The organism is Chryseobacterium sp. WX (genome assembly GCF_029542485.1).
GTDB lineage: Bacteria > Bacteroidota > Bacteroidia > Flavobacteriales > Weeksellaceae > Chryseobacterium > Chryseobacterium cucumeris.
This window is the reverse complement of the sequence record NZ_CP120710.1, coordinates 4,836,607-4,854,843: the sequence shown is the minus strand read 5'-3', so window position 1 is coordinate 4,854,843 and position 18,237 is coordinate 4,836,607. Positions and strand designations below refer to the sequence as shown.

At 36.7% G+C, this 18,237-nt stretch carries 19 protein-coding genes; 5 read left to right on the top strand and 14 right to left on the bottom strand.

The window, feature by feature from the left end; all coding sequences use genetic code 11:
• Positions 1–59: 59 nt before the first annotated feature.
• The 8 genes from moaA to nrdD all read right to left on the bottom strand — a co-directional run bounded on the left by moaA (position 60) and on the right by nrdD (position 8,264).
• Positions 60–1,058: a GTP 3',8-cyclase MoaA gene (gene moaA, locus PZ898_RS22295; RefSeq protein ID WP_277694259.1), complete on the bottom strand. Its 999-nt coding sequence runs from the start codon at positions 1,056–1,058 to the stop codon at positions 60–62.
• Positions 1,042–1,323, bottom strand: coding sequence for a DUF6755 family protein (locus tag PZ898_RS22290; protein WP_042721864.1), 282 nt, complete (start codon positions 1,321–1,323; stop codon positions 1,042–1,044). The genes moaA and PZ898_RS22290 overlap by 17 nt, the downstream gene beginning before the upstream one ends.
• Positions 1,324–1,346: 23 nt before the next feature.
• Positions 1,347–1,868 (bottom strand): Rieske (2Fe-2S) protein, encoded by a 522-nt coding sequence (locus PZ898_RS22285; RefSeq protein ID WP_042721863.1) that lies wholly within the window; start codon positions 1,866–1,868, stop codon positions 1,347–1,349.
• 10 nt (positions 1,869–1,878) lie between these two features.
• Positions 1,879–2,454, bottom strand: a complete 576-nt coding sequence (locus PZ898_RS22280) for a 4Fe-4S dicluster domain-containing protein (protein WP_277694258.1) — start codon at positions 2,452–2,454, stop codon at positions 1,879–1,881.
• 14 nt (positions 2,455–2,468) lie between these two features.
• Complete coding sequence (locus tag PZ898_RS22275) at positions 2,469–4,700, bottom strand: molybdopterin oxidoreductase family protein (RefSeq protein ID WP_277694257.1); 2,232 nt, start codon at positions 4,698–4,700, stop codon at positions 2,469–2,471.
• Between the two features lie 11 nt (positions 4,701–4,711).
• Positions 4,712–5,767: a hypothetical protein gene (locus tag PZ898_RS22270; RefSeq protein ID WP_042721860.1), complete on the bottom strand. Its 1,056-nt coding sequence runs from the start codon at positions 5,765–5,767 to the stop codon at positions 4,712–4,714.
• 246 nt (positions 5,768–6,013) lie between these two features.
• Entirely contained in the window at positions 6,014–6,484 is a 471-nt protein-coding gene (nrdG, locus tag PZ898_RS22265) for an anaerobic ribonucleoside-triphosphate reductase activating protein (RefSeq protein WP_042721859.1), read from the bottom strand.
• Entirely contained in the window at positions 6,471–8,264 is a 1,794-nt protein-coding gene (gene nrdD, locus PZ898_RS22260; RefSeq protein WP_120232205.1) for an anaerobic ribonucleoside-triphosphate reductase, read from the bottom strand. The genes nrdG and nrdD overlap by 14 nt, the downstream gene beginning before the upstream one ends.
• Positions 8,265–8,694: 430 nt before the next feature.
• Here nrdD and PZ898_RS22255 point away from each other — a divergent pair, with 430 nt between their 5' ends.
• The 4 genes from PZ898_RS22255 to PZ898_RS22240 all read left to right on the top strand — a co-directional run bounded on the left by PZ898_RS22255 (position 8,695) and on the right by PZ898_RS22240 (position 11,696).
• Positions 8,695–9,729 (top strand): NADH:flavin oxidoreductase, encoded by a 1,035-nt coding sequence (locus PZ898_RS22255; RefSeq protein WP_277694256.1) that lies wholly within the window; start codon positions 8,695–8,697, stop codon positions 9,727–9,729.
• Between the two features lie 162 nt (positions 9,730–9,891).
• Complete coding sequence (locus PZ898_RS22250; RefSeq protein ID WP_042721867.1) at positions 9,892–10,257, top strand: DsrE family protein; 366 nt, start codon at positions 9,892–9,894, stop codon at positions 10,255–10,257.
• Positions 10,258–10,333: 76 nt separating this feature from the next.
• On the top strand, positions 10,334–11,221 hold the full coding sequence (locus PZ898_RS22245) for an AraC family transcriptional regulator (RefSeq protein ID WP_042721858.1): 888 nt from the start codon (positions 10,334–10,336) through the stop codon (positions 11,219–11,221).
• A gap of 7 nt (positions 11,222–11,228) precedes the next feature.
• Positions 11,229–11,696 (top strand): nucleoside deaminase, encoded by a 468-nt coding sequence (locus PZ898_RS22240; RefSeq protein ID WP_227942464.1) that lies wholly within the window; start codon positions 11,229–11,231, stop codon positions 11,694–11,696.
• A 3-nt stretch (positions 11,697–11,699) separates the two neighbouring features.
• On the opposite strand, the gene PZ898_RS22235 is transcribed toward PZ898_RS22240, so the two are convergent.
• The 6 genes from PZ898_RS22235 to PZ898_RS22210 all read right to left on the bottom strand — a co-directional run bounded on the left by PZ898_RS22235 (position 11,700) and on the right by PZ898_RS22210 (position 16,402).
• Positions 11,700–12,329, bottom strand: a complete 630-nt coding sequence (locus tag PZ898_RS22235) for a CoA pyrophosphatase (protein ID WP_042721856.1) — start codon at positions 12,327–12,329, stop codon at positions 11,700–11,702.
• A gap of 70 nt (positions 12,330–12,399) precedes the next feature.
• Entirely contained in the window at positions 12,400–13,071 is a 672-nt protein-coding gene (locus PZ898_RS22230; protein WP_277694255.1) for a DsbA family protein, read from the bottom strand.
• 97 nt (positions 13,072–13,168) lie between these two features.
• Positions 13,169–14,053, bottom strand: coding sequence for an AraC family transcriptional regulator (locus PZ898_RS22225; protein WP_227942466.1), 885 nt, complete (start codon positions 14,051–14,053; stop codon positions 13,169–13,171).
• A 154-nt stretch (positions 14,054–14,207) separates the two neighbouring features.
• Positions 14,208–15,050: an NAD(P)H-binding protein gene (locus tag PZ898_RS22220; RefSeq protein ID WP_277694254.1), complete on the bottom strand. Its 843-nt coding sequence runs from the start codon at positions 15,048–15,050 to the stop codon at positions 14,208–14,210.
• Positions 14,989–15,414 (bottom strand): nuclear transport factor 2 family protein, encoded by a 426-nt coding sequence (locus tag PZ898_RS22215; protein WP_050009546.1) that lies wholly within the window; start codon positions 15,412–15,414, stop codon positions 14,989–14,991. Before PZ898_RS22215 ends, PZ898_RS22220 begins: the two co-directional genes overlap by 62 nt.
• A 112-nt stretch (positions 15,415–15,526) precedes the next feature.
• Positions 15,527–16,402, bottom strand: a complete 876-nt coding sequence (locus tag PZ898_RS22210) for an AraC family transcriptional regulator (protein WP_083862182.1) — start codon at positions 16,400–16,402, stop codon at positions 15,527–15,529.
• A 499-nt stretch (positions 16,403–16,901) separates the two neighbouring features.
• Here PZ898_RS22210 and PZ898_RS22205 point away from each other — a divergent pair, with 499 nt between their 5' ends.
• The gene (locus PZ898_RS22205) at positions 16,902–18,086 is read left to right on the top strand and encodes a chloride channel protein (protein WP_317163056.1); all 1,185 of its coding nucleotides are present in this window, start codon (positions 16,902–16,904) and stop codon (positions 18,084–18,086) included.
• Positions 18,087–18,237: the final 151 nt, after the last annotated feature.

Below are 18,237 nucleotides of genomic sequence, written 5' to 3'. Positions count from 1 at the left end.
ATGATTACAGTTTTTTAGTTATTATTAATTTTTGTTTTTATTTTTTTCCAAATATAAAACTACCCGCCGATTTTTATCATACTCCGATTAACAATTGATTGATTTTTTACACTTCCCATTTCAGAAAACTGTCCACCTTTCTCTTTATGCTTTCTGGTGATGCCTAATTGAATCAGTTCCAGAAGGTCTTCTTCGTTTCTGAAAGCCTTCAGCAAATCAAATTCATCCGCTCCGAAAAGACAGTTTTTCATTTTCCCATCTGAAGTGATCCTGATTCGGTTACAGCCAGCACAGAAAGCATTGCTCATGGTAGAGATCAGTCCGAAAACTCCTTTGCTTTCTTCACTAATCCGATATTTTCTGGATGTATCATTTTTCTGATCCGTTATTTTTTCAAACGTAAAGTGCTGTGAAACCAAATCAAGCATTTCCGCGACCGGAATCACTTTTGCTTTTTCCCAAGAATTTCCGGTGAATGGCATAAATTCTATAAACCTCAACTCTATCGGATAATGATGGGATAAGGCAATGAATTCCGGGATCTCATCATCATTGAAACCCCGCATTACCACCATATTCAGTTTTACATTAAACCCTCTTCTGATGCTTTCTTTGATATTGTCCCAAACGGGTTGAAACAGGTCTCTTTTGGTAATGTATTTAAACTTTTCGCGATCCAGAGAATCAATACTGATATTGAGATTTTTAACGTTACATTCTTCCAGCGCATCAAAATACTTATGAAGCAAAACCCCATTGGTTGTAACTCCTGTATTGACATTTAACTTGGAAATCTGTCGGATGATATTTTCAAAATCATGTCTTACCAAAGGTTCTCCCCCTGTGATTCTGATCTTGTTAATCCCATAATGATGAACAAAAACCCTTGCAATTTCGAAAATTTCGCGGCTGCTCATCAGTTCTACGGATGATGTACTTTTGAACGGTTCATCGGGCATACAGTATAGACATCTGAAATTACAGTTGTCCGTAATGGAAAGCCTCAAGTAATCGTGTTTTCTGCCAAAAGAATCAATCAAATCAATAGGCATTGTCATTCTCCTCTTCTGATTTTTTAATCTGTCCTGTAGGAATATCCGGTACATATCTCAAAAAGAAAAGTGTACACAGAAATATAATCACTGATCCAATTGCCGAATAGGCTGCAAAGTCCAGGTTTTCTTTATCCAAAGCCTTGTTGATCGTTCCAAACAAAAGCCACATTTGCAGACTTACCAGCAGAATATAGACGCTGATAATGGCAACAAGCATTTCATTGATTCTGAATGTTACTTTTTTAATAGGTTTCTTTCGTACTGACATCTCGGTAATTTTTTGTGTTGAACTTATCCGTGGCTTTCTTCGGTTTCTTTTTCAAAATCCGTCACATATATTTTATCCTCTTTGATCACGACCTTTAACTGCGGAAGCGGTCTCGGTGGCGGTCCCTGAATAACAGATCCGTCATCCGGATTGAAAAACCCGTGGTGACAAGGGCATTCGATCAGCTGTTCATTATGATTGTATAGCACAGAACATGACAAATGGGTACATTTTTGTTCAAAAACTTTCCATGTATCTTCTGCGAGACGGATAAGCATATAGGGATTACGATGATCTTCATTGATATAGAACGTTCTCATTCCTCCCACCTGTAGATCGGTCGTTAATCCTATAAAATAGGGTTTTATTTCTTTCTCTTTTCTGAAAAAATTAAACAATGGAACGGCTACATTGGCAAATGCCAAAGTGCCTGAGAAAAAAGTGATCAGTTTGATGAATTCTTTTCTAGAAACATATGCTGCCTCACGTTTTTTAATAGGAAAATCGGCTTTCCAGGCGGGGATTTTTTTATGATTTTCTGACATGTTAGTATGATTAAAAAACTTTTAATTCTTCGCTGCCTTTCGGCATCATTATATTTACTTTTGTATTTACGACTTCTTTCCCGAAAATAAAGCGGTTCACAGGTGTGCTGTTCGGTCTTTTCTTCGTTACATTCTCTCTGGTATCAAAGGTTAAGGCCCCACTGGGACAAACTGTTGCACACATAGGTTTAAGACCCGTACTGGTCCTGTCGTAGCACATATTGCACTTCATCATTAGCATCGCACTTTGATCCGGAATCTGCGGAACTCCGAACGGACAACCAATAACACAATTCGCACATCCGATACATTTTGATGTATCTGCGGTATGCACAATACCATATTCATCTTTTGTAATAGCATCTGCGGGACATACATTCGCACAAATGGGATCTTCACAATGCATACACACCTGCACGGTGGTCTGAACAGTTTCTGCCCTGTCTACATAATGAATATGAATCATCGAGGTTTCTCCGTTAGTCTCACATTCTGCACAAGCCATCTCACACGAGTGACAGCCGATGCAGCGCTGCATATCAACGAAGAATTCCATATCATTAAATTTTTCAAACTGTTCCGCCATAATCTTTTTAAAATTTAATATTGAATATCTCTACTTTGGTTAGCCAATTCTTTTGAATTTTCTCCTTTTTTACGCCCTGTTTTCTCCAATTTGCAGGCACAAACTTTAAATTCCGGTATCTTTGAAACAGGATCTAAAGCATCAATGGTCAACTGATTGACAGAATTCACACCGCCCCAGTGATAGGGGATGAAAACAGTATCTTCCCTGATTGTTTCCACCACATTTGCAGGGAACAAGGCACTTCCTCTTCGGGTAGACACTTTGATCAGGTCATTTTCCTGAATGCCATATTGTGCAGCCAATTTAGGATGGATCTCAAGTAATGGTTCTGGATAAATATCTACCAGCTTTCCAATTCTTCTTGTCTGTGAACCACTTAAATACTGACTTACTACTCTTCCTGTTGTCAATACAATCGGATATTCTTCATCCGGCTCCTCCATTGGTTTTTTGTATGGAGTCGGATTAAAATGTGCTTTTTTATCATTTGTATTGAATTGTCTATCTTCCCAAAGTCTTGGAGTTCCGGGATGTTCTTCACTAGGGCAAGGCCAGAAAATCCCCAGATTTCTTTCTATTCTTCCATACGTGATTCCGTAATAGTCTGCCGCACTGCCTTTGGAAGCTCTTCTAAGTTCATTGAAGGTTTCTTCGCTGTTTTTATAGCTGAATTTATCGCCTTCACCTAATCTTCGTGCCAGTTCCATAATGATTTCGCTGTCACGCTTAGCTTTTCCCGGAGGAGCTACCACAGCTCTAATTCTAATCACTCTTCCTTCTGCCGATGTAGTGGTTCCTTCTTCTTCTTCCTGCAAGGAGCCTGCAAGAATTATATTGGCGTGACGTAAGGTTTCTGATAAAAAGAAATCGATTCCAGCATAGAATTCCAGTTTTTCCAGTGCTGCACGAACGTTATTGTTATTCGGTAATGAAACCAATGGATTGAAACATATCGATAATAAACCTTTGATCTCTCCACGATTGATGGCTTCAATGATCTCATAAGCACTCAGGCCTTTTCCCGGCATATCTTCTTCTTTGATGCCCCAAATATCAGCAACAAATCTTCTGTGTTCTAGATTTTCAATGTCTCTGTTTCCGGGAAGCTGATCACATTTATGACCATGCTCTCTTCCGCCCTGCCCATTTCCCTGTCCTGTAATCGTTCCGTAACCGCAATACGGTTTCCCGATCCTTCCGGTTGCCAACACCAGATTGATACAGCTGGAAACATTCTGAACACCTTTAGAGTGATGTTCTATCCCACGGGCATGCATCAAAAAACTGGTTTTAGCTTTTCCCCACATTTCTGCAGCTTTGTAGATCAGTTCTGCAGGAACACCGGTTACTTCTTCTCCCCATTCCAGAGTACAGTCTTTCACGACTTCGGCAGCTTCTTCAAATCCTGAAGTGTGATTATTGATAAAATCATGGTCGAGCCAATTGTTATCAATTAAAACTTTCAGCATAGTATTGGTAAGTGCTGAATCTGTTCCCGGTTTAATTGGCAAATGGATATCTGCAGTTCTTGCAATCGGGATCTGACGCGGATCTATCACTATTAATTTTGCTCCGTTATCGCGGGCTTCCCAGATTTTATGTGTTAAAACAGGAAAACATTCGCTTACATTGGCTCCAGTAATGATGATTACTTCTGCATGAGCCAGATCAGCCCAACTGTTGGAAGATCTATCCATCCCAAAAGCTTTTTTATTTCCTGCTCCGGCACTCACCATACAAAGGCGGCCATTATAGTCAAGGTTGGCAGTTTTCAGAGCGACACGGGCAAATTTCCCTATCATATAGCTTTTCTCGTTGGTAAGGGATACCCCGGAAAGCATAGCAAAAGAATTTTTTCCGTATTGTTCCTGGATTCTTCTAATCTCTTTCACCACTACGTCATACGCTTCATCCCATTCGATCGGAACAAAACCTTTTCCATCCACTCTTTTGTAAGGTGAAAGCAAACGATCGGGGTGATTGTCCTGCATATATCGCTGAACTCCTTTCGGACAAAGTCTTCCTTCATTGAACGGAAAATCATTCCAGGGTTCAAAGCCAACAACTTTTTTGTCTTTTACTTTTAGTTGAATTCCACACTGCAAACCGCAAAAACAACAATGCGTTTTTATCAATGCATCGGGATTTTGTGGATTTGATCGTACAGTTCCTTTGTTAGGATAGTGTTGATGTGGGCCAAATATATTGATGATCTCGTCAGCTGATACGGGTAATTTTGCCATTTTATTCTATTTTAACCAAAATATTTTCCTGATTCTTGTCTTGCTTTAAGGTGCGCTTTGGCTAGCATTGCTCTTTTTCCTTCGGGGCTGTAATCCAAATAGCTTTTGCCATCTTCGCGTACTAAATCAAAGCCCATTTTTTTTGTGATTTCCTTCAGGTCATCAATATGCATTTTTGTGGTGTATTCGTCGCCTGTATGCGGACAAACCTGCATTCCCCTTCGTTTTCCTTCAATTTTATAGATATTTGCTCCCACTTGTGCTGGTCGCTGAAAGATGTGAAAGAACTTTCCAAAAGGGATCCACATAAGGAACATAGCTACCGTAATGGCATGGGTAATAGCCATAAACTGACTCATTTTTCCTTCGAGATAGGTATAATCAAACCAAATTCCCAATCCTGTCACAGAAACAGCTACCAATAAGATCAAAGGAAGCCAGTCTCTTTCAAACCATTGGGTAGCGATAAGACCTTCATCCACGAATCTTCTGTGCATCATAATGAGACAACCCACGATAACCATGATCGAGGTCCAAACCAGAATATGGAAAAAGAAAACGGCTATGGCAGTATCGAGAGGAAATGTCATCACAATAAAGCCCATCATATGGGTTTCATACTGATCTATGGTTCCTGGTTTTAAGGTGAAGTGCAGCCATCCAAATGTAAGTCCGAATGTGACCATAAATGAGATTAGACATCCTGTAGCTAAAAGGAAATGTCCTAACCAACGCGTTTTACCTCTTGGAGCGATGAATTTCTGAAAAATGATGTTACGAACAGATAAACGGATCACTTCTTTTACATAAACCGGGTAATCTTTACTGAAAATAAATTCCCAGGTACGCTTCCAGTATTTCTGTGTTGCCGGACGCTGTTTCCATACCGAATGATGATAGACAACTCCGAAAGTCATGCTGATCGTTCCGAAGAAATAAATGATCAAAGCGGCATCAAAATTCTGTAGATTTACCGATCCTATTACCGTAACGGCAATGACCACTAATGTGGCAATGATGGCATTAATAAATGCTTTTTTATTGATCTTTGTGAAAATGCTGAACATCTGTATAAGTTTTTAATGGTCATTCACTTAGTTGCATGCAGAATTAATCTCTGTAACAAAGATACAGTAATCAGATATTAAAATAAGACAAAAATATCTTATTTTAATTCATTCAAAATAATTTTTGAAGAATACACACCATATTCAACTGAAAATCAAATATTTAATACAAACATGATTTACATCATAGATCTAAAATCCAATCTAGAACCATAAAAAAGTACTGTAAAACAGTACTTTTTCGATTTATTTATTGTTAAGGAAATAGCCATTCAAAATCCTTCCCGTGGTGAGATCTTTTAATACCTGATTGGTGCTTATGCTGTTAAGTCCTCCCAAGTCTGCGATCCACTTCCCTGTTTTTAAGTAATCCAGATTTTCCAGTAAAATCGGATGTTTCCTTTTCATTTGTTTTTCGTTCAATCCGGTATAAAGACCGACTTTTAGCTTTTCTCTTTTTGTCATGGAAATCAGAGCAATGAGTTCAGAATCTGCCCATTCCCCTCCCATAAAAAGAACACAGGTAATCGTTTTTTTATATTTCGTGATTAAATTCCGAAAAATATCATGAGTAAGCTCTGTTCCGTTTTCAGGATTCCACAGATGTTCTGAATGGCAACCTTCACACGCTAATTGACAGCCTGTAATGGTAAGACATAGTGAAACCTCATCAGGAATTTCCTGCAGAACAATATCATAGCTATCATACTTCAGCATTCCCGTAATATCTTCTTTTTTCTTCTTTCTGGCGATCTTTAGAGAAGTTGGTGACTTTTTTCAGATAACCGATCACACGTGTAGCGTAATCAATATCATCAGACTGACATTCTGTACAGTGATCCATCGTTTTTTTGTTGATATAACCGCAACTATTGCAAACCGTCACTTTTATATTGAAGCAGAAATAATTACATCCTGTATACGCAGCCACATTCAATAGTTTTTTAAAACCTTCCTGGGTAGGATATTCTTCAAGATTGCAATGATAAGCAGAGCCTCCGTCAAGATACTGTATATACTCGTTTCCGTGAAGGAAGAATTTATCGATTAGGTTTTGGCTTTCATCTTCAACAATATAGAAGTAAGAATTGTAGCAGTCTCTCGGAACGTACAGCCAGTCTTCTTTATCCCATTTGGCATTTTTTACACCCAGGTTTTCGGCAGGAACAAATTCTGTATTGAACATATATCCATATTTTTCTTTGGCTTCTTTATTTTTCGTAAAAATCAGTTTAAGATTTTCATTGATGAAGTTTTTGTAGCGCTCATTATCTGAAATTTCAATGCCCAGAAATTCTGCAGCTTCCACCATTCCGTTGATCCCAATGGTAAGGAACTGTTTGTCAAGAGAAATGAAACCCGCATCGTATACCGGAAGCATTCCCGCATTCTTATAATCCTGAATAAGACTTCTGAAAGCCACTTGATATTTATGAATATTATCAATCATTGTCTCTAACGGAATTTCTTTCTGATAAAGACGATTCATATTGATGGTGATTACATTGATGCTTCCTGTAGATACTCCTCCTGCCCCCAAAGAATAGCTGAATGTATTGTCTGATATTTCGTTTCTCAGTCTGCAACAACTTGCCAGAGAATCAGCGTTTTCGGACTGATAAATGAAGAATGAATTTCCTTCGCTCAACTCTTTTGAACAGAAATCTGCAAAGGCCTCATCATAGACTTTTTTGTCCCTAGTGAGCATTGCTGCCGTAATTACAGGGAATGTGAGTACTGCTTTGCAACGTTCTTTATTGAACCATTGCATGAAAAATTGCTGAAGTCTGTCCAAAAAGAAATAATCAGGCTTGCTTCCATCAGGAAAAAAGAATGTTCCGAACATTGAATCGAAGTAAGGTCTGTCGTACAAGGAAATATTCCAGAAAACGGACTGGTAACCGCGGGCTGCAGCCGGCTGATTGATAGCGTATACAACGTGTTGAAGCTCATTTTCAATCATTTCGGCATGTGTTTGAATATAATTTTCACCAAAATCTTTTCTTGCAAAGTGATCGAAATACAGCAGAAATTCCACGGTCGCCACAGCACCTGCGAATTGTGAAGATACTGAAAAAAGAAAATTCACAAAGGAGCCACAGAAACTGCCCAAATGTTTGGGGGCTTTAGACTCGCCACCAAGCTTTGTCAATCCGTCCAAAAGCAACGGATACATGGATACACTTACACAGTATGGTTTTAGACTTGTTTCATCATGAACATAGATTTCATGTTCTTCCAACTGTCTTATATATTCTTTGGCAAGGCTTGCTCCAAAGAGTTCTTCTATCTTATTACCAATAAGATTGCGATTGATCTGGATGTTGATATCTTTGTTCAATTCTGCTTCCATGGTTGCAATATTTTTGGTGGAAACATTCGCGTTCGAGTCAAATATTGCTCCACTTGCGGCATTTTGAGATGCCAAATAGTTTTCAATGAAATTGCATTTGCTGGCCAACTGTTGTTCTGTAAGTCTTGTGAATTTGTTTTTCATAATATTCATTTAATAAGATATAAAGATGTTAATGTCTTTTATTTAGATATAAGAAAGTTACATTGCCAAACAGGAAAATCCAGTAAAAATGAAACAGACTTCCAAAATCTATTAACAAAAATATAAAATAGTTTTACATACTCTCTATAAAAATACAACTATTTTCATTAGATAATTTAGTAAAATTTGCATCCTTTAGATTCGATCTGTAGATATTATTATTAAAAGAATTTAATTTAAAGTATAACTAGTGTGTTAATAAACCAATCTTATAGAAACATCCATTACAACGTAAAAATAATCCATTTTTAAAGACCTTGTAAAGATCCAACTTTGTAACAGATAAAATTGATAAGTAAAACCATAAAATTTATACAAAATGTCTGTTTCTGATTTATTTAAACCCCTCACTTTTCTGCACGGTTCGCCGATGAGAAACCGTTTTATGTTGGCTCCCCTGACCAGTCAGCAAAGTGATTTTGATGGTACAGCCTCCAAATACGACCAAATATGGATGGAACAATTGGCAAAGGGCGGCTACGGATTAATCCAAACCAGCGCATCTACAGTAGAAGCCGGAGCCATTGCATTTGAACGGCAGTTGGGAATTCACAGTGATAAACATTTACCTGGATTAACGAAAATGGCAACAGCTATTCGTGGAGGGGGAGCTTTATCGGCTGTACAGCTTCATCACGCTGGACACCGAGCCAAACCAGAGTTTGGAGGAATTCCGGCTCCTGCATCAAGCAAAACATTGAAAGATATTAAAGCAATCTCAACCGAAGACGTGGAAAGAATTCGTGACAGTTTTATTGAAGCGGCAAAAAGGGCGCAATTATCTGGTTTTGATGGCGTTTCTGTTCACGGTGCTTTTGGTTGGATTTTGTCTGAATTTCTCTCACCAAACCTGAATGACCGAACCGATAAATATGGAGGAAGTATAGAAAACCGGGCACGATTCACCATTGAAGTGATTGAAGGAATTCGCAAAGCTTGTGGAAATGATTTTCAGATTGGATGGCGCTTGTCGATTGAACGATACGGACTTCGTTTGGAAGAATTACGTGAAATTACCACCGAAATTTTTGATAAAGAATTGATTGATTATCTGGATTTGGCACTTTGGGATTCGGCTCAGCTTGTAAGGGAAGGAAGTTTTAAAGGCAAAACGATGTTGAGTGTTTTTACAGAGCTTCCAAGAAAAGGCGTTCGCCTGGGTGCAGCCGGAAAAATTATGAGCGCACAGCGGGCCGGAGAATTACTGGATGAAGGTTGTGATTTTGTGTTGATTGCCAGAGCTGGAATCCTTCAGAGGGATTTTCCGCTTCAGGTAAAAGCGAATCCGTTGTATGACAGTCCACAGTTGCCTGTAACAGCCGGTTTTCTTCGTGAAGGCGGACTGAGTGAACGTTTTATTGAAACGATGCGAGGCTGGCAAACTTTTGTAAAACCCGGATCATAATAAATTTGAATTTTACTTTGAGCGAACTTTTTAACTAAAGTTCGCTTTTCTATGAATATTAAAGGACCAACTAAAAAAAATCTCCATTACAAAGTAGAAATGATCCATTCTTTAGCGTACTTTATTCCCACATCTTTGCAGTGTAAATTAAATTTTTATACAATGAAAAAGACAGCAATTATTATTCTTTCTGACCCAAAGTCTGGATCGGAAGAAGCTTTAGGAAGAGTGTTCAACGCTTTGGCTTCGGCTTACGAATTCAAGCACGCGGGTGAAGATGTGAAAATTATTTTTCAGGGAACAGGAATCAGATGGCCGGAACAATTGGAAAAAGCAGACCATCCTGTTCACGGGCTTTACAATGAAGTGAAAGATTATGTTCATGGTCTTTCGAAAGGTTGTGTAGCAGTATTTGGGACGGAAATTTCCGGGTACGAGTTATTGAACGAAAACGAGGTTCCTGGAACACCTGGTTTGCCAAGTTTCCTTAACCTGAGAAATGAGGGTTACGATATTTTGATTTTCTAATCTTGTCTTAAAACTGCTCTTTGAAATTTTTAAAGGGCAGTTTTGATTTAAAAATAATAATTAAATTGCAGAAACAATGCTATCACAATCTGTCTATACTCTCGTGAACGAGCAAAACGGAAATCTGGCTTTCAAACTTTTTGAGTTTGATAACAACAGCTATTTTGACCATATTCAGCGGAATAATTATTTTACTTTAATCCTGATTACTTCGGGAGAAGGCGTTGCGACGGTTGACCTTTGCGATTATTCTTTCAAGGAAAATACGCTGTTTGCATTTTATCCGTATCAGCCTTTTATGCTACAGTCTGCGAAGCCGATTATGGGAATTTCGATACAGTTTCACCACGATTTTTTCTGTATTTACAGGCATCATAAGGAAATTGCAGCGAATGGAATTTTATTCAATAATGTTTATCAACAGCCGTTTATTAGTTTAAACGAATTTAGTAAGAGTTCCATTTTAAATTTGATTAACGGAATTGCTAATGAACTTAAAAACGATGCTTTCAGAAAGGATGAAGTTTTGATTTCTTATTTAAAAATTTTGCTGGTTACGGCGACAAGAATTAAACTGGAACAGCAAACGATTCAAAATTTTGAAACGGTAAATATTAAGCAGCAGTTTATCATTCAAAATCTTAAAAATGCGATTGAAGATAATTTCAGAACTAAACATTCAGCCAGTGATTATGCGGATTTATTGAATCAAACTCCGGCTTCACTGGCAAGAATTACAAAGAATCATTTCAATAAAACCCTTTCTGATTTAATTACGGAACGAATTATTATCGAAGCTAAAAGAGAATTGTATCTTACAGACAAAACAATTAAAGAAATTGCCTACGAATTGGGCTATGAGGACGAATATTATTTTAGTCGGCTTTTTAAGAATAAAACAGATGTTTCACCACAGATTTATAGAAATACTATCGGTTTCAACAGAGGAGCAGAATCTAATTAAAATAAAAATGAATAATTACAATCAATACATGCTTGAATGCATCGAACTTGCAAAACAAGCTTTGGAAAAAGGAAATCCGCCAGTCGGATCTCTTTTGGTTTTTGAAAACAAAATTATAGGCAGAGGAATTGAATCCGGAAAATCAAGCGGAGATATTACGCAACACGCAGAAATTTTAGCGGTAAAAGATGCTTTAGTAAATGGTTACAGAGATGTTTTGGAGGAATCTGTTATGTTTTCAACTCACGAGCCTTGCATAATGTGTTCCTATCTTATCAGACATCATAAAATTGCGAAATTGGTCTTTGGAGTTTCTGTTCCTTTTGTTGGCGGACAATCTTCTGAATTTAAAATTCTTGAAACGGAAACGGTTCCCAAATGGGGAAATAGGCCTGAAATTGAATCGGGAATATTGCAGCACGAATGTGAGTTATTGAATGAACAGTTTACAGACTATCTTGCAAAACAGAAGTAAATACTAAAGTTTCAGTACGGTCAAAAGTTCAACAATTATTTTAGCTGTTGCACCCCAAACCTTATGGTTATCAACTTCATAATAAGGCGTTGTCACCAAATCTCCGGGAATACTGATTTCACTGCAACCGATAATATTGGGGGCTGAAAAGTACTCCAACTTTAATTCGAAAATTTGTTGTACTTCCCGAGAATCAGGTTTAAAATTTGGCCGATATGGAACATAACCAACTACAGGTAAGACATTGAAATCACTTGGGCCGATAAATATTTCGGTTAATATTCCTAAAATTTTGACCTCATCAGAATTTACTCCGATTTCTTCCTTTGCTTCACGAAGTGCAGTTTGGATAAGATTTTCATCAGTCAACTCAAATCTTCCTCCTGGAAAACCAACCTCATTGGAATGAAAACCATCGTAAGAATTCCTTAAAATCAAAGGGAAATAAATTTCATTATCGATTGGATATAAAAGCATCAAAACCGCGCTTTTCCGCGTTTTTCGTGTTGGTCTTAAAGTCAGATAACTTGCAGAAAGAGCTTCCATTATTTGATGTGCTTTTTCTCCTGGAAGTGTTTTATGGAGATTTTTCTGAATCTTTTCAATCAGTGAAGAAAAATTTTGCTTTTTCATAATTGCAGTTTTAACAGATTAAAAAAGTCGGCTAAATCCACTGTTAATAGATATTAGCCGACTCATCTTCTCAACATTCACAGGAAATATCCGAACAAGATTGCCCGCTAAAAGATTCCGGGATAAACATTGTTGTCAACCTTTCCTCAATAATTTCTTTTAAACTTTCAAAAGACTGAAAACCATGAGTCAAAACTTTCACAGTTCCGTTTTCCAAAGTCAGTAAAGTTGGAAATCCCTTAACGCCTAATTGCCTGCTAAATTGAAATCCTTGAGCAGTTTTCAATTTTATCTCTTCCGAATGAAATCCTTCTAAAAAAGTTTTTTTTTCAATTCCAAGTTCTTCTGCTAATTCTGCCAAAACCCCATCATTGGTAATATCTTTTCCTTCCACATAAAACGATTTTTGCATCAGGCTTAAAAATTCGAAATCTTTCTCCGGTAAAAACCTTTGGACTACTACTAAGGCCCTGCTCGAAGGCTCTGTATCATAATGAAAACTATCAGAAACAAACTTCATCGAATGGTCGAAATACTGACCACTGCGAAGACTTACGCTTCTCCAGTGATATGCTAGGAAATCTTTATACTCTTTTGTCACTTTCTGTGTGCTTCCCGGTGCAAAACCTCCTGAAATAATCTGTAAATCAATATTCGGATAGCTTTCTTTCAGTTTTTTCATCACCGGACTAAAACCGTAACACCAGGAACACATTGGGTCTGTAAAATAATACAATTTCATTGTTTTAAATTTATAAGACAAAGTTCAGCTTGTTTTGAATGAATTGATTTCTTAAAAAGTTCAAAAACTATCGTGAAAAGTTTAGAATGATTTTGTGCTAAAGTTGCTTTTGCAACTGTTTCGGTGTGTTTCTATATTTCTGTTTAAATGATGCTATAAAATGAGCGGGAGTTTCAAAGCCGACTTCATATGCTATTTCCGTAACGTTCTTTTCTGATTTTTTTAATAATTCGTACGACTCTTCCAATCTACGCTGCATAATCCATTTTCCGGGATTTGTTTTAAAGGTCTGCATAAATTTTCTTTTAAATGTTGACAAGCTACAATTGGCAAGAAAAGCATATTGCTCAAGAGAAATATTCTCTTTGTAGTTATTCTGCATTAATACGACCAAATCGGGATTATGATGATTATCAAGACTGCGTAATCGTTTTTCAAAATGATAACCATTTGGGGCAGAAATCAAGATCTGAAATAACTCTCTGATTTTAAATGGCAATAAAATCTGTAAACGCTCTTTATCCTGACTTAACTCGAAATAAGATTTAAGCTGATCAATCACCGAATTCATTAATTTATCCTCCTCAAGCAACGCAATATCTCCGTTAAGACAGTCTTCGCCTTGTGTGTCCGAAGTATTTTTACAATCGAATATTGTATCTATTTGGGATTGGAGCCAAGTATCAGAGAAAAAGATAATTATTGATTCGTAATCTTTTTCTTCATCTTCGATTTTGTCAGAAACCAGATAAGAACCTTTTTTCATAAAAAAACCAGAACCTGCCGGAACAACCCTCTTCATTCCACATCCCAAAATCTCCTTTGTACCTTGCAGAACAATGCTAATCATATTCATGTGAACGCACATATTAGCTCTGATAATTTCCTTAGAAGTCTGATAATACATCACTTGGATATCATCATTCCAAGATAAAACCTTGGAATTTTCTTTGATAATTTTACTGCAATTGAGATCGTTCATTTGTTCAATAATTTTCGTTCTGTGATCTGTAAAATTGATGAATCTGAATCTGATAAAAAATGGATCAGCTTACCATTTTAATTAAAAATGCAGACCAACTAGATCTGCATTTAAATTTTAGAATTATCGAAAGCTAAAGTATATACTTAAAGGTTTAGCTTTTAAATGTTTCAAGTGCCCAATCCTCAAAAAGTACCTGACCAGCGGAGTACTGACCAGCGGGGACTAAAAGTGAAGTAGGAACAACAAAATGCATATACTTATTTTCATTGTCTATAATCACTTTTTTATCCTGACCGGTAATTTGAATATACTCAGAGACAAAAGCCTCCATTTTGCCTCGTCTTGGTCCTGCAATTTCAATGGTGTTATTTTTAGGTTCTTCCAAAGAAAATTGTACTATGAACTCGGCAACATCATCAAGTGCAATTGGTTGATAGTCTAAGTTCGAAACAAAAACTTTATCCCCTTCTCCCTGAACTTGGATGATGGCTTCCACATGTTCGTGAAATTGTGTTGACCTAATTATAGTGTAAGGTATACCTGAGTTTTTAATAGTATCCTCTTGAAGTTTTTTTGCTCTAAGATAACCGATTTCCAATGCATCATCTGTTCCTACAATTGATAGAATGATATGATGCTTAACACTAGCATTCAATTCTGCTTTGACAAGATTTTTTCCCGCAGTCTCAAAAAATTGAAGTGCATTTTCTCCTTCGGGAGAAGATGAATTTGATAGATCGATTACTATTTCAGTTCCGGTCAATGCTTTCTGAAGCCCTTCACTAGTAAGGATATTTACACCTTGTGATGACGAACCAATTACTACTTTATGACCAAGTTTTTCCAATTTGTTAGTTACAAGCCTCCCTGTTAGACCTGTACCCCCTACTACTAAAATTTTCATATCTGATTTATTTAATATTGTAAAGTTTTTAAAATAAGCTACGCACTTGAACACCAAAGGGATTTTCAAACCAATATCTCCAATATCCATCGGTTCCTCTTTTAGCATAATCATTAGATGTTCCTCGCATACATATTTTTTCACCATTATTCGCAATACCTGCTATATTCCAGTCCAAGATTAGTGATGCTAGATTACCATCTACATAAACATTCCTTGTTGTAATTTTGATTGGCAATCCGAATTTAAAGAAGCAGTCCAATTCTCGCGCAATCTCCAATCTTCCTCTCCGAGGCTCACCGTTATCATTAATAAAGATTGCATCTTCCTCATAGAAACGAAGCATAGTCTCCGTATGGAAAGAATTCATATGAGCAAGAAAAGAGTCGACTATTCCCTCGGGAGTTTTTGACAATGAGAATAATGAGCTTTCAACAAAATTCTGTCCAATCATAAGACTTAAATTTTCTTTAGAAGTAATTTTTTTGTCTTACAAAATTGAGCAATTGGCATATGCAACGCCACTCACAAATTAAGGTAAAAGGTGGACAAAATAAGGAACAATCTTAATGATCTAAGGTTTGGTCTGAGTTTTCAGCGTATTTCTTCCGATATTCACTTGGCGAGCAACCTGCTTTTTTACTAAACAGCCTGATGAAATATTTGGTATCTTGATATCCTAGCTGATAGGAAATTTCCTTGATGCTTATTTCCGTATAGTAGAGCAATCTTTGCGCTTCATTCATCACTTCCTTTTGTATATGTTCGGAAGCGGATAAACCGGTTACTTTTTTTACTGTATCGCTTAGATGTCCAACAGTTATATTAAGCATTTCTGCAAATTCAGATGGACGCTTTATACTCCGGAAATGTGATTTTACAAGATTCCTGAATTCCTTCGTGAGACTGATAGAACGTAGACTGATACTTTCGGAATTAATGAATGATTGGCGTTTGTAGCATAAAACTGCCTGTTCAATAAAAGCTGAAAGCAATGGTTCTTCAACTTGCCTGTAAGCGCTATCGTTCAGATCTTGTAATTTCATCATTGAATCAAAGATTGTTCTAAACCAATCACGCTCATTATTGGAGAGAGCGATAATCAAGGTTCCCTCTAACAAATTATCCAAACTGGTTTGTGCCGTTCTACCGATATGACGGCTTTCAAAAGACAAATAACAACCGGTTGCGCTAAGAGTCTCTAGAATCTGATGAACTTGTCCAGGAGGAGAGATAAAAAGTGTCCCCACCGGCATTGTTAAATGCTTAAAATCAAATACAACTTCAAGCTGATCAGCTTCAATTAGCATGCAAGTATAATGGTCGTGCCTGTGGGGTGAAAGTGCTTTTATAATACCTGGTGTAGATCCGTTCCAAATACCAACAGCAATCCCACTGCTGTAATCCATTCTATTTAATGTAATTGAATCGTTTTTAGGCATAACAATTTCTTTGTACAACTAATTTAGTTTTTCTTTATTTAATAGTGTGTATTATTCAAGACTAAAATTAAAGAAGCTAACTAAATGTGCAATTTTACATCCGTCACAAAATTAAAAAACATCCATTTTTAACAGTTATCTAAAATTCCAACGTTGCAAACAGACAGAATTGATAACTAAAACAAAAAATTAAGTATATCGTTGCCTTGATCGGTTGGACCTTCAGTTTATGAATCAATGAATTATTTAAATTTCATTTGGATTGTTTAAATAAAAGCATGATTAAACTATAATAAAAACAGGTAGTATATAGTAACAAGCAAATTTTACTATTTCAAAAAATAACCATTACCTTTACATCTTCTTTAAAACTAAAATAGTTATGCAAGGCAATACAGCGTACAGAAAGAAAATAATAAGATCCAGCTATGTCAAATTAATCGGGATATCTATTATCGTTAGTATTATCTGTTGTCTTATATCTTATACTTTAAAACATTTGACAGGACAGGTACAGGAATACCTCTTTGAAGAAATTATAACCACGGAAAACAAATTGTTAATCTTTTTACCAAGTGTAGGCATTACAGCAATCTATTTCCTACGTAAATATTTCTTTCAGAACAGAAAAAATAAAGGAATTAAAGAAATATATACAACCCTGGAAACAAGAAAGGATCATCTTCCTTTTTTTAAAATACCTTCTCATTGCATTAATGGCTTTTTAACGGTGATTTTTGGAGGATCTACAGGAGTCGAAGTATCAACAGTAGTTGCCACCGCAACAGTTGGTAATCAGGCCTACAAACATTTGCATAGTGCATGGGCCTACAAAACGGAGCTGATATGTGCAGGTATTATAGCGGGTGTAACCGTACTCTTTGGAAGTGCGTTGGGCGGTTTTCTATTTGCATTTGAAGTTATTGCACGTAAATACAATAAAACCTTACTGATCAGTGGAATAAGTTCGATGATTGTAGCTCATCTATTTGTACATTTTTATGACTCAAATCCACTATTTACATTTAAGGTACAGGATTGGCGGTGGCAATCCATACCTTTTGCTGTGATACTAAGTTTAATCGGAGGTATATTTGCCCTTTATTTTACAAAAATTGTCATCTACGCAAAAACTTTTTTTGGTGGGATTAACAACAATTTCATCCGCGTAAATTTAGGCGCCATAACTGTTGGGGTATTTATATTTTTTCTTCCGGCTTTATATGGTGATAGTTATCACGGACTTGGTAAAATCCTCGAATGTAGTTCGTACGACATTGTTAATCTCGCATATTTAATTCCTCTGGTTTTGCTCATCTTCATAAAGCCATTGGCGGCTTCCCTCACTCTCGGCGCAGGCGGTGACGGCGGTGTATTTGCCCCGAGTATTGTTACAGGTGCGTTTTTAGGGGTATTTTTTGCCCAATTCTGCAACCATTATTTAGGTACCCATCTTGTGGTTATTAACTTTGCGTTATTTGGAGCCGCTGCCATGCTTTCCGCAGCTATTCATGCCCCTCTTACTGCCATGTTTATTATTTCCAGTATCGTACCGTCTGGATATCTATTGCTGTTTCCTTTATTCATCAGTAGTGTTATTTCTAAAATACTGGCAAAGAAAATCTATCCTTACAATGTGTATACTTACAAAGAATTTTCAAGCAGCCCGAATGTAGTAAATTGATTAAAAGTACCGTACGGTATTTAAATATAACAAATCATAACAATAAAATCTTTTTTGTTTATATTGGATTATTACATTTACTAAAAAAGTAATTTGCAAAAAACTTTACAACTAGAAGTATTTAAATATTAAAATCGGAATTACTAATTCC